Source organism: Lysinibacillus sphaericus, from assembly GCF_001629735.1.
In the GTDB taxonomy this organism is placed as follows: domain Bacteria; phylum Bacillota; class Bacilli; order Bacillales_A; family Planococcaceae; genus Lysinibacillus; species Lysinibacillus pinottii.
Window position 1 is genome coordinate 914,662 of sequence record NZ_CP015224.1, and the last position, 12,010, is coordinate 926,671.

At 38.9% G+C, this 12,010-nt stretch carries 10 protein-coding genes and 1 riboswitch; of the genes, 8 read left to right on the forward strand and 2 right to left on the reverse strand.

The genetic code is table 11. The annotated features are described in order from the left end of the window. The first annotated feature begins 15 nt into the window (after positions 1 to 15). Positions 16 to 111, forward strand: a riboswitch (SAM riboswitch). A gap of 69 nt (positions 112 to 180) precedes the next feature. Then, positions 181 to 336 (forward strand): YezD family protein, encoded by a 156-nt coding sequence (locus A2J09_RS04330; protein ID WP_012293853.1) that lies wholly within the window; start codon positions 181 to 183, stop codon positions 334 to 336. Between the two features lie 83 nt (positions 337 to 419). Here A2J09_RS04330 and A2J09_RS04335 read toward each other — a convergent pair whose 3' ends face one another. Next, positions 420 to 905 carry a flavin reductase family protein gene (locus A2J09_RS04335; RefSeq protein WP_012293854.1) on the reverse strand — a complete coding sequence of 162 codons (486 nt, stop codon included), beginning with the start codon at positions 903 to 905 and terminating at the stop codon, positions 420 to 422. A 158-nt stretch (positions 906 to 1,063) separates the two neighbouring features. Here A2J09_RS04335 and A2J09_RS04340 point away from each other — a divergent pair, with 158 nt between their 5' ends. Then, positions 1,064 to 1,849 carry a VOC family protein gene (locus tag A2J09_RS04340; protein ID WP_031419536.1) on the forward strand — a complete coding sequence of 262 codons (786 nt, stop codon included), beginning with the start codon at positions 1,064 to 1,066 and terminating at the stop codon, positions 1,847 to 1,849. 104 nt (positions 1,850 to 1,953) lie between these two features. Here A2J09_RS04340 and A2J09_RS04345 read toward each other — a convergent pair whose 3' ends face one another. Beyond that, a complete protein-coding gene (locus tag A2J09_RS04345; protein ID WP_004269397.1) occupies positions 1,954 to 2,154 on the reverse strand; it encodes a cold-shock protein in 201 nt (66 codons plus the stop codon). Positions 2,155 to 2,367: 213 nt separating this feature from the next. On the opposite strand from A2J09_RS04345, the gene A2J09_RS04350 reads away from it, so the two are divergent. The 6 genes from A2J09_RS04350 (at position 2,368) to A2J09_RS04375 (ending at position 11,624) form a co-directional block, all read left to right on the forward strand. Then, positions 2,368 to 4,047, forward strand: a complete 1,680-nt coding sequence (locus A2J09_RS04350) for a formate--tetrahydrofolate ligase (RefSeq protein ID WP_031419539.1) — start codon at positions 2,368 to 2,370, stop codon at positions 4,045 to 4,047. Between the two features lie 436 nt (positions 4,048 to 4,483). Then, complete coding sequence (locus A2J09_RS04355) at positions 4,484 to 6,520, forward strand: hydantoinase/oxoprolinase family protein (protein ID WP_012293859.1); 2,037 nt, start codon at positions 4,484 to 4,486, stop codon at positions 6,518 to 6,520. Positions 6,521 to 6,523: 3 nt separating this feature from the next. Next, on the forward strand, positions 6,524 to 8,203 hold the full coding sequence (locus tag A2J09_RS04360; RefSeq protein ID WP_012293860.1) for a hydantoinase B/oxoprolinase family protein: 1,680 nt from the start codon (positions 6,524 to 6,526) through the stop codon (positions 8,201 to 8,203). Positions 8,204 to 8,215: 12 nt separating this feature from the next. Beyond that, entirely contained in the window at positions 8,216 to 8,968 is a 753-nt protein-coding gene (locus tag A2J09_RS04365; RefSeq protein ID WP_012293861.1) for an IclR family transcriptional regulator, read from the forward strand. 22 nt (positions 8,969 to 8,990) lie between these two features. After that, complete coding sequence (locus A2J09_RS04370) at positions 8,991 to 10,565, forward strand: OPT/YSL family transporter (protein ID WP_036161268.1); 1,575 nt, start codon at positions 8,991 to 8,993, stop codon at positions 10,563 to 10,565. A gap of 15 nt (positions 10,566 to 10,580) precedes the next feature. Further along, positions 10,581 to 11,624, forward strand: a complete 1,044-nt coding sequence (locus A2J09_RS04375) for an S-methyl thiohydantoin desulfurase domain-containing protein (protein WP_036161271.1) — start codon at positions 10,581 to 10,583, stop codon at positions 11,622 to 11,624. Positions 11,625 to 12,010 lie beyond the last annotated feature (386 nt).

A 12,010-nucleotide genomic window follows, 5' to 3' on the forward strand; every position in this document is an offset into this window, starting at 1 on the left:
TCAAGAAACGCAGTACTCTTATCGAGAGAGGTGGAGGGACCTGGCCCAATGAAGCCTCGGCAACCGGAAAAATAGGTGCCAAATCCAACAGATGTGTCTGAGAGATAGGAGGGGCTATCAATTAGCTTGATGCATTGGCCTCTTTTGTACAACAAGAATCAGAAAGAAGGGGTGTATCGTATGGCTCAGTCGACAAAGGTAGAAGATAAGAAATTAGAGGCTATTGCAAAGGCCATTCAAAATCTTGAATTTGGTGAAGTGCATATTACGATTCAGGATGGTGTAATTGTTCAAATTAATAGGCTTGAAAAGCAGAGATTTCCACAAAAGAAATAAAGATCATTTCAGATGAACGATGTGAAAAGGCCACCAATAAGCATGGTTTCCGTTGCTTACAAGTGGCCCTTTTTTTATGAGAATTAGCTATAAAAGCTTTTTGGAATCTGACCGATATGACGGCGATGGTAGAGAAGCGGTTCCTTTTGAGAATTTGTAATATCTAGTACTTGCCCAATAAAAATAGTATGATCGCCAGCATCTATCTGTTGAAATGATTTACATTGTAAAATAGCTGCTGTATCATGTAAAATCGGTAGCCCAAATGATGAAGTAGACCATTTTGCCTGAGCAAAGCGATCTGGGACTTTACTTGCAAATAATGTACATAAATGCTCTTGATCACTCGCTAAAATATTAACAGCGAATTTTCCAGCACCCATAAAATAAGGATGGAGCTGAGATTTTTTATCCAGTGACCATAAAATAAGTAGTGGGTCAATGGAAACAGATGCAAAAGAATTGACGGTTAAGCCAATTGGATTCGTTTCATGACATGCTGTAACAACCGTTACACCTGTAGGATAGTTACCTAATGCCAATTTAAAAGCAGCTACATGATCTGTCATTCAAATCACCTCTTTATAGTGAGTAATAAATTAGTTAACGGAGTTAGTAGGGAAATTGCACTTTTTTTCATACCAGCTAGTAACTCCTTTTCTTAAGTAAATATTAAATCAATTACACATCTAGGTAAAGCTAATGGGGGAAAGAAAGGGGAATTGCCATGACTTTATATTTTGATCATCTGGTACATCAAGTAGAATCTCCGGAAAATATAAAGGTTTTCTTCAATAAACGAAATGTCCATACAGTGAACGGTGGTCAACACACGATGTGGGGGACTTACAATACGCTAAGCTACTTTGGCTTAAGCTATATTGAACAAATCGCTATTTATGATCGTGATTTATTTGAGCAAGCGGCCCAGTACCCATATTCCCTACATTATACGTTTAAACGTAATCATGAGCGCCAAGGATTTTCACGAATTGCCTTGCGCACCCAAAATATTGAAGAAGAGGGTCAACGATTGCGTGCATTGGGCTTTGATGTATATGGTCCCGATGCTTGTAGTCGAACAAGACCAGATGGCACGATAATCGAATGGAAGCTATTGCATTTTGGCAGGGCTGACCTTGCATTGGATTTCCCATTCTTAATTGAATGGGCAGATGAAGATGAGAAACGTCTTGCTCAATTAAAAGCTAGTGGCGCGATTGATGAAACGCAAGCTATTACCATGGAATCGATTCAGTTTTATGTCAGGGATGTGGAGAAGACGGTGCAGCTTTGGCAGAAGGTATTACAGCTACCCAAGTTTGTGCAGCATGAGCAGTTTGTGTCTCTACAGCTACCGAATATGCGCTTGGATTTTTATGAGGAAGCGGCAGCATCTAGCATGACGCTCGGGCATTTAAAAGAAGGGCCTATCGGTGTAACATTGAACGATCCACACAGAACCAAGGAAACATTAGTTTGTCCAGGTGCTTTTTATTGGATTAATAGATAAATTAAAAATCCACTTCAATCGTTGAAGTGGATTTTTATGTGTAAACATGTCAAAAAGCGGATTGAACTATTTTTAAATATTTCATCCACCTTCAGTTTCCTAGCTTATAATTTTACAACATTTGAAGCTTGCGGGCCGCGATTGCCTTCCACAACATCAAATGAAACCTTTTGACCTTCTTCAAGTGTACGGAAGCCTTCCTCCTGGATGCCCGTAAAATGTACAAATACATCTTCTCCATCATCACATTCAATAAAGCCATAGCCCTTTTCATTATTGAACCACTTTACGATCCCCTGTTGCATAAGCATTCGCCTCCAATGCGCTTGAAAGTAAAATAAAGTTAAAGAAATCGTGCTATCAATGAGAAAATGTGAAAAAATAGCATTTTCTCTTAGAACATACATGAATTGAACAAAAATGTCAATTGATTGTCGGAATGCGAGCATATCTGGCTTTCTTTTTTTTCACAATTAAGACTATAATGGAAATGAACAACATAGAAAGTAGGATGCCAAATGACAACGAAAAATCAACCATTAACAGATTTAGAAATCGCGAGTCAAGCAGTAATCAAACCTATTACGGAAATTGCCCATGCTGCAGGTATTCCAGAGGATGCACTTGAGCAGTATGGCCGCTACAAAGCAAAGATTGACCCATTAAAAATTACAGCTCAAGGTGAGGACGCAAAGGTTGTGTTAGTGTCAGCTATTAGTCCAACCCCAGCAGGTGAAGGAAAGTCAACTGTGACTGTAGGACTAGCTGATGCCCTTCATCAATTAAATAAGAAAGTGATGGTAGCGTTACGTGAACCTTCGCTTGGTCCAGTAATGGGCGTAAAAGGTGGCGCAACTGGTGGGGGCTACGCACAGGTTGTACCAATGGAGGATATTAACTTACACTTCACTGGTGATCTTCATGCGATAACAACAGCCAACAATGCTTTATCTGCATTTATTGATAATCATATCCACCAAGGGAATGTCTTAAACATTGATCCACGACGTATTATTTGGAAACGTGTGATGGATTTGAATGATCGCTCATTACGTAAAGTGATTGTGGGATTAGGTGGACCTGTTCAGGGCATGCCGCGTGAAGATGGCTTTGATATTACGGTTGCCTCGGAAATTATGGCAGTGTTCTGTTTAGCAACAAGTATTGAGGATTTGCGCGAACGCATCGCTAGCATCGTGATTGGCTATACCTTTGAGCGTGAGCCTGTCTTTGTGCGTGATTTACAGGTAGAGGGTGCCTTAACATTATTATTAAAGGATGCCTTTAAGCCAAACTTAGTACAAACATTGGAAGGGACACCAGCAATTATACACGGTGGTCCATTTGCAAATATTGCCCACGGCTGTAACTCCATTATGGCGACACAAACTGCTCGTAAACTAGCGGATATTGTGGTGACGGAAGCGGGCTTCGGCTCTGATTTAGGTGCTGAAAAGTTCATGAACATTAAAGCACGTAAAGCAGGCTTTAAGCCAAGTGCCGTTGTGATTGTAGCAACGATTCGTGCATTAAAAATGCACGGTGGTGTTCCAAAAACATCACTTGTCGGTGAAAATGTGGAAGCACTGCTCCAAGGGATTGAAAATTTAGCTAAACACGTCGACACGGTACGTACATTTGGTGTTGAACCGATTATTGCATTAAATCGTTTCATTACAGACACAGAGGCAGAGCTGGAAGCAGTTCTAAACTGGTGTCAAGAAAACCATGTGCGTATTGCCCGAACAAATGTCTGGGAAGAGGGCGGTAAAGGTGGAGTAGCCTTAGCTGAACAAGTACTAGCTGTGTTGGAAGAAGAAAACAACTTCTCACCATTATATGATGTAACAGAATCCATTGAAGAAAAAGTACGCACTATTGTACAAAAGGTATATGGTGGGAAAGATGTCCAATTCACTGACCAAGCTAAAAAACAAATGGCTCAAATCGAAAAATTTGGCTGGGATTCTTTGCCGATTTGCATGGCGAAAACGCAATACTCTTTATCCGATCAACCAAGTTTACTTGGACGTCCTGAAGGCTTTACAGTGACAATTCGTGAGGTGATACCGAAGCTAGGTGCAGGTTTCCTAGTTTGCCTGACAGGCGATATTATGACAATGCCGGGCTTACCAAAAGCTCCTGCTGCGTTACGCATGAATGTCGACAATGACGGACATGCGGTAGGATTGTTCTAATAAAATGTTGAAAGGCTGCCCTTTAAAATAGGGGCAGCTTTTTTTATTGGTTGGCTGATAGGAGCCTAAACATTTTTTATTTCACTACTATTTCTCCCACCAGTGCCACTAAAATAGGCCTCTCCCCTTATAGTTGAAAATTGTCTAAACATTCATCATCACTTTTTTAGAAAATTTAAGTTTCTAGTTTAAAAACTAGGATTTCTTTTCATGCCATTACAAACTCGAGAAGCTTTCTTATATAAATGTGTTTGGTAATTTTTATTTATAATTATCTAATATTGGAAAGGAAAAGCGGAATTTTACAACGCTGTGCAATTGTCAAATGAATTTTTATTTAAAAAATACATTGAATTTTCTTTTTATTTTAAATATAATTTACTTAATTCTAATTCGGAACACTGTACCGATTATAGGAACGCGGAGGGATGGAGTCTTGAAAATCGCAACAGATATTGGCGGTACTTTTACCGACCTAGTTTATACAGATGAGAAAGGAAATCTTCATTTTGACAAGGGGCATACGACGCCAGGGCATTTTGAGGATGGTATATTAAACGTATTAGGACGACATGTAACAGAGGATTCTCTCATTGAATCATTTATTCATGGTTCTACTGTTATTATCAATACATTAACAGAGAGAAAAGGGGGCGTAGTTGGATTAATTACAACAAAAGGCTTCCGTGATGTATTAGAAATTGCACGTGGTAACCGACCAGACTTATATAATTTTAAATATACAAAGCCAGCACCTTTTGTAGAGCGTTATTTACGACAAGAAATTGATGAACGCATTGATTTTAAAGGAAATATTATGAAAGCGCTTAATAGGGATGAAGTTGGTAAGATTGTCCGTCAATTTAAGGAGTTAGGTGTAGAGGCAATTGCCATTTCCTTAATTCATGGCTATAAAAATCCCATTCACGAGCAGCAATTAAAAGTAGAAATATTGAACATTTGGCCTGAGGTGTATATTACGCTTTCAAGCGAAACCATTAAAGAATATCGTGAATATGAAAGAACCAATACAACTGTTTTAAATTCATATGTAAAGCCAATTGCTCATGCTTATTTAAAAAGCTTAAAAGAAAAATTAAGTACAATTGGTATTACCGACCATTTGAAAATTATGCAATCAAATGGTGGTACAACAAGCTTTGATAAAGCGATGGAGCTGCCAATCAATCTAGTAGAATCTGGCCCTGTAGCCGGAATGTTTGGAGCTGCAAAATTAGGTGAGCTTCTAAATGAATCCAATATTATCGCCTTTGATGTGGGGGGGACGACAGCGAAATGCTCACTTATTACAGATGGCAAAGTAAATGTTACGACAGATTACTATATTGAAAGAAATGAAAAATTTGCTGGCTATCCCATTAAAACTCCGGTTGTAGATATAGTGGAAATCGGCAATGGTGGGGGCTCTATCGCTCGTGTGGACCAGTTCGGTTCCTTAAAGGTTGGTCCAGATTCTGCTGGGGCAAACCCAGGTCCAGTAGCCTATGGGTTAGGTAATACACAGCCAACAATTACAGATGCTAATGTTTATTTGGGAAGATTATCATTAGCAAACTTCGATAATCCAGTTTCTATTGACAAAGTGGAGGAGGCACTTATTGAAGCGATTGCGAAACCGTTTCATGTCTCAGCCGAGGAAGCAGCGCAAGGTATTTTAGATATTGCGAATTCTAATATGTTAAATGCATTGAAGCTCATTTCCATTCGTAAAGGCTATGACCCAGAAGATTTTACAATGGTTGCCTTTGGTGGTGGTGGTCCACTACATGCTATTAATTTAGCAGAGGAATTAGGCATGAAAAAGGTCATTATCCCTTATGGCTCTTCTGTCTTTTCTGCATTAGGAATGATGATGACAGAATATCGCCAAGACTATATTCAAACAAGTTTAATGGACTTTGATCACGTGCATCTTGCTGACATTCAAGCGAATATTAATCAAGCTATTGAAAGTGCCTATGCAGATGCACCTTTATCGAAAGAGCATTATTATTTCGAAATTAATTATGACTTACGTTATAAAGGCCAAGAGCATGCAGTTAAATTGAACGCATCGAATATCACAATTGATGATAAAGGGCTTCTCCAATTGGCTGAAGCGTTCCATGTAAAACATAAACAAGAATTTTCATTCGATTTACCAACTACTCCAATAGAATTAGTGAATCTACATCTTACCATCTATGGAAAAGATGAGGCTGTTCAATTTAAAGAATTAGATTTCTCTCATATTGATGTGTCAACTTGTATTAAAACAAAACGCAACTTATATGTAAAAGAAAAGGGGTGGGTTGAGGTCAATGTTTATGATCAACAAAAGCTTGCTCCGGGTTATGTCATTACAGGCCCTGCTATCGTTGAAAATCCAACATCTACAGTCGTGATCAATGAAAAGCAATCCATAGAAATTGATAAATATGGAAATTTGATTGTAGAGATGGAGGGAAAATAAATCATGAAAAAAGACGTTTTTGCTGTAGAGATTATTCAGGATTCATTGCTAGCCATAGGGGATGAAATGTTTGTCGCTCTAGCGCGCTCTTCTATGAGTCCCGTAATCTATGAAGTATTAGACTATGCTTGTGGTTTAACAGATGCACAGGGGAACTTAATTAGCCAAGGAAATGGTGTTACAAGCTTTATTGGTATGCTAAGTCCAATGGTGCAGAGAGTAATTGAAAAATTCGATAATGGTCAAAGGTTGCATGAGGGCGATGTCATTATTATTAATGACCCGTATGTAGGGGGAGGCTCGCATTTATCAGATGTTGGTTTAGTGCTTCCCATCTTTTATCAAGGTGAAATTATTGCTTACTCTGCCAATAAAGCACACTGGACAGAGGTAGGGGGCATGGACCCTGGTTCATTTACAAGTAATTCTAATGAAATTTATCAGGAAGGTCTACAACTGCCTGGTGTCAAACTTTATCATAAAGGTGAATTGAACGAAGCCATTTATGAGATTATTTCTACAAATGTTCGTTTACCAGAGCTATCTATCGGCGATATGTTTGCACAAGTGGCCGCCTTAAAAACAGGCGAAAAGCGAATCACAGAGCTTTGTCAAAAGTTTGGTGCTGAATCGGTGAAATTGTCGATTCAAAAATTATTGGACAAAGGTGAAAAAATTGTAGAGCTAGAGCTGCAGCATTTGCCTAAAGGTAAGTTTTATGCAGAGGACTTTATTGAGGGAGATCCATTAAAGGGTGGACCATACCCGATTAAAGTGAAAGTAACGATTAGTGATGAAGAATTTATTTGTGATTTTAGAGGCTCCCACCCAGCGGTAAATGTGCCAGTAAACTGCTCCAAATTTGGTTTAATGGCAAGTGTGCGTGTGATGTTCCTAGCATTACTAGGTGATATAGATGTCATTAATGAGGGAGTCTTTAAACGCTTAACTATTTTAACGGATGAAAATTCCATTGTCTCGGCTAAGCGCCCACATCCTGTATCCATGAATTTTGAGGCACGTATTGGGGCGGCTGATTTAATTTGGAAAGCACTTGCGCCACATTTACCAGAAAGATTATCTGCTGGACATTTACAATCCGTTTGTACATTTATTCTAACAGGTAAAAATCCTGAAAATGATGAGTCCTTCCTTATCGTTGAACCATCTGTTGGTGGTTGGGGAGCATCAAATGATGAAGATGGTCAAAGCGGGCAATATTGTATGGGAGACGGTGAAACCTATAATTTACCTGTTGAAATTGCAGAAACGAAATATGGCATTCAAATTGATGAATATAGCTTAAACTGTGACGGTGCAGGTACAGGCCAATTTAGAGGTGGCTTAGGTGTACGCCGTGTCTATACAATTAATAATGATGGTCAAAAGGTTTCAGTCAACTTAGGGAGACACCAATTCGCTCCATTCGGTTTAAGTGGAGGAGGCGAAGGCTCTCATAACTATTTAATCGTTCATAAAAAGGATGGCTCTACGATTGGACCAGTTGGCGTACTAGCCAATTATGAATTGCAAAAAGGCGATCGTATTGAGCTTGTTACAGCAACAGGTGGTGGCTATGGAAATCCACTTGAAAGAAGTAAAGAGGCTATTGAGCGTGATGTGTTAAATGAATATATTTCGGTAGAAGTAGCGAAAAAGCATTACGGTTATCAAAACGCTTAAAGGGAGAAATATATGACTGTCAAGACATTAAAAAACTCATTAGATATACTAGAGTGTTTTGCGACGACAGAAAATGCATTAGGTGTTCGTGAAATTTCGCGCATGATGAAAATGCCGACAAGTGTCGTACAAAGAGCCATTAATACATTTACAGAAACGGGTTATTTATTACAGGATGAAGGTACAAAAAAGTATAAATTAGGCTACAAAATGTTCCTTTTTTATGATGTGCTCTCACATACAATGGACCCACACTCGACTATTTATGAATTAATGCAAAATCTTGCAAGTGAAATAAACGAATCGGTATTTCTCACTTACATGGACAATGAATATGGTGTCACAACAAAAATTGCCGAAAGTAATAAAAATGTAAAGTATGCGGTGTCTTTAGGAACTAAGACACCCCTTTACATCGGTGCTTCCTGTAAAGTCATGTTCGCCTTTTTAGAAGAGGATAGACAGCTTGAATTAATAGCTTTTTTTCAAAACAAGCAATCGAAAGAGGAGCATATGGAATTTTTTGAGACATTAAGGGAAGAGCTACAAAGTATACGCCAACAAAAATGGTGTATAACCGTTGGTGAATACAATGAACACGCTTTTGGCATCAGTGTACCGTTATTCAACTATAAAAAAGAAATTATCGCATCTCTTACAATTTCTGGATTAGTATATGATATAGATGATCAAAGGGAGAAATATATGCTTGACCAGTTAGTAAAAGTAGTTCAACAGATACAATCGCATATTTCAAAACTATAACAGCAATAGGGGAGCTGACAGTATGAATAATAAAGTATTACACCCACGGGCTTTGGAGCCTATGACTCTACTCATGATTGTCTTTACATCTGTAGTTGGGGCTATTATCGGGATACAGCTGATTACAACTTTAGGGATTTCTGCTAATACGTCTATCGTAGGGGCAATATTTGCGATGATTCTAGGAAGAATCCCAATTGGCAAGCTCATTGCATTTAAATCTGTGCATAGACAAAATATAATCCAAACGGCCATTTCAGCCGCAACATTTAGTGCAGCGAGTAGCTTAATGCTGCCAATTGGTATTCCCTATGTTTTGGGCTATGAAAATTTAGTATTACCTTTGTTTATCGGTGTTATTTTAGCGATGTTTGTGGATGCTTTATTATTATATAAATTTTTTGATACAAAGATTTTCCCAGCAACAGGTACTTGGCCACCAGGGATTGCAACTGCTGAAGCTATTAAAGCGGGCGATAAAGGTGGTAAAAATGCCAAAGTATTAATCGGTGGTGTGTTAATTGGTATTGTGGGGTCTGTTCTTAAAATTCCAATGTCAGCTTTTGGGGTAGCGTTTATTGGCAATATTTGGGCACTAACAATGTTTGGGGTTGGGCTTCTACTAAGAGGCTATTCTGTTCAATTATTTAATGTCGACTTAAATGCTTATTATATTCCGCATGGGGTTATGATTGGTGCTGGGATTGTGGCACTTTTCCAAGTAGCCTTTGCTTTACTAAATAAAAAATCGATTAAAAAGTCAGAAGAGTTAATCTATTCAAAGGGTGCAAAAGAAATTCGCCAAGCCTTTGGTATTGGGTTTATTGCTTATTTAGCCATTGCCTTATTAATCGCTGTTTTAGGCGGTATTATCACACATATGTCATTTGGGATGCTAATAGGATTCATCCTCTTTGCCACAATCGCAGCATTTGTCCATGAGCTTATCGTTGGTATTGCGGCCATGCATGCGGGTTGGTTCCCAGCGTTTGCAGTGGCATTTATTACATTGATTGTTGGTATTTTAATAGGCTTCCCTGCACCAGCTCTTGCTTTGTTAGCAGGTTATAGTGCAGCTACAGGGGTTGCATTTGCGGATATGGGCTATGATTTAAAAACTGGTTTTATTCTGCGTGGAAATGGTAGTGATCCGGCACTAGAAAAAGAAGGGCGCAAACAGCAAATGATCGCTGGTATGTTGGCGTTCTCCATTTCTGCTATTGTTGTTTTACTATCCTACAAATCATATTTTGCACAAGATTTAGTAGCTCCTGTTAACCATGTTTATGCGGCAACTATTCAATCTGGGGTTACAGGGGATGTGGCGAAACAACTAATGATTTGGGCAATTCCAGGGGCATTGATCCAATTGATTGGTGGCTCGAAACGACAAATGGGTATTCTTTTTGCTACAGGTTTATTACTGATCAATCCGATTGCTGGATGGGCAGTATTAGCAGGTATCTTACTTCGTGTAATTTTCACGTATGTAACGAAAGGTAAGAGAGAATCTGAAATGACTGTCTTTGCAGCAGGTGTTATTGCTGGGGATGCTTTATATAGCTTCTTCTCTTCTATTCTAAAAATAGGGAAATAGAAAGGGTCATGCTCGATGACAAAAGTATTAACGTATGAGGATGGGATTGCTGCTGTGTATGGAGGAGCAATCCTTGGCGGAGGCGGAGGTGGCCTCTTAGAGGAAGGACTTAAACTGGTGAAGGAAATCTTTGCAGCCGGAGAACCTCAAATAATCGATATAACAGAATTAGATGATGAGGATTTAGTAGCGTGTGTGGCAATGGTAGGCGCACCTTCAGCAGCCGAACAATATATTTCGAACGAACAGCTTTGCTGGAGTTATCGCCAGATGAATGCACATACCAATCATCGTCTAAAAGGCATCATCACAAATGAAAATGGTGCCATCACAACGATTAATGGTTGGTTGCAGTCTGTGTTATTACATGTGCCCGTCGTGGATGCTCCATGTAATGGGCGGGCACATCCAACAGGTATTATGGGATCTCTAAATCTCCATGAACAACAAGACTATCAATCTGTACAATTTTACGCAGGTGGCAAAGATGATTTTGCGGTTAAAGGGTTTGTGGAGGGGCATCTACAAAATACGGCTAAAACAGCCCGACAAGCGTCTATTTTAGCTGGAGGATTAGTAGGCGTAACGAGGAATCCCGTGACCATAGAGTATTTACAGAAACATGGTGCACCGAATGCTATTACAATGGCTATTGAGCTTGGCTATCATTTCCTCAGGGGACAAACCTTTGATGAAAAAATGTCCAATATTTTACAACTGTTGAATGGGGAGCATATTGTTTCGGGCGAGGTAAAAAATTATGTATTAACGAAGGAAAATGGCTTTGATGTAGGGAAATTATCCGTTGGGGATTACCATTTGACTTTCTGGAATGAATATATGACGTTATCGAAAGAAGGGCAGTTACAATCAAAATTTCCAGATCTTATGATGACATTCGATACGGAAAAGATGTTGCCAGTTCCAAGTGCGAGTATAAAAGAAGGAATGCAAGTAGCGGTCATCCATGTGGATCAATCTCATTTAAAATTAAGTTCAACGATGGAAAATCAAGAGCTGTTAAAAGAAATTGATGAGGTCATCAAGGGTGTGATGTAAGAGTTACTTTTAAATAGTAAAATAAATAATAAAAGCTGCCATCATCTACATGACTGTAAGATGGGCAGCTTTTATTTGTCCTTCAGCGGGAAGGTATTACATGTTATCACAATCGTTCCTACTTCCTTTATAGCTTCTTACAATTTGGGTTTACAGAATCTTCATTGTGTTTGTACGACTCATGTATGTGGTTTCATAAACTGGCAGTCATCATCGTGTACGATTTTCATTAAAGGGAGGAGCTACGTTCATACAACTAGAAGAAGGTAACAACCAATAACGAAAAACAATTACACATGGCGTCCATTTAATGATAACCTTTTGGTCGTAAAAACAACTAACTTGTTGTTCACAATTTTCTGCTGTACATAGTGCTATGCGGGTTA

What these genes read in the sequence shown, in the direction of transcription:
- A2J09_RS04370 (WP_036161268.1), top strand. Translation starts at nt 8,991, where the DNA reads ATGAATAATAAAGTATTACACCCACGGGCTTTGGAGCCTATGACTCTA.
- A2J09_RS04360 (WP_012293860.1), top strand. Translation starts at nt 6,524, where the DNA reads ATGAAAAAAGACGTTTTTGCTGTAGAGATTATTCAGGATTCATTGCTA.
- A2J09_RS04350 (WP_031419539.1), top strand. Translation starts at nt 2,368, where the DNA reads ATGACAACGAAAAATCAACCATTAACAGATTTAGAAATCGCGAGTCAA.
- A2J09_RS04365 (WP_012293861.1), top strand. Translation starts at nt 8,216, where the DNA reads ATGACTGTCAAGACATTAAAAAACTCATTAGATATACTAGAGTGTTTT.
- A2J09_RS04335 (WP_012293854.1), bottom strand. Translation starts at nt 905, where the DNA reads ATGACAGATCATGTAGCTGCTTTTAAATTGGCATTAGGTAACTATCCT.
- A2J09_RS04375 (WP_036161271.1), top strand. Translation starts at nt 10,581, where the DNA reads ATGACAAAAGTATTAACGTATGAGGATGGGATTGCTGCTGTGTATGGA.
- A2J09_RS04340 (WP_031419536.1), top strand. Translation starts at nt 1,064, where the DNA reads ATGACTTTATATTTTGATCATCTGGTACATCAAGTAGAATCTCCGGAA.
- A2J09_RS04345 (WP_004269397.1), bottom strand. Translation starts at nt 2,154, where the DNA reads ATGCAACAGGGGATCGTAAAGTGGTTCAATAATGAAAAGGGCTATGGC.
- A2J09_RS04330 (WP_012293853.1), top strand. Translation starts at nt 181, where the DNA reads ATGGCTCAGTCGACAAAGGTAGAAGATAAGAAATTAGAGGCTATTGCA.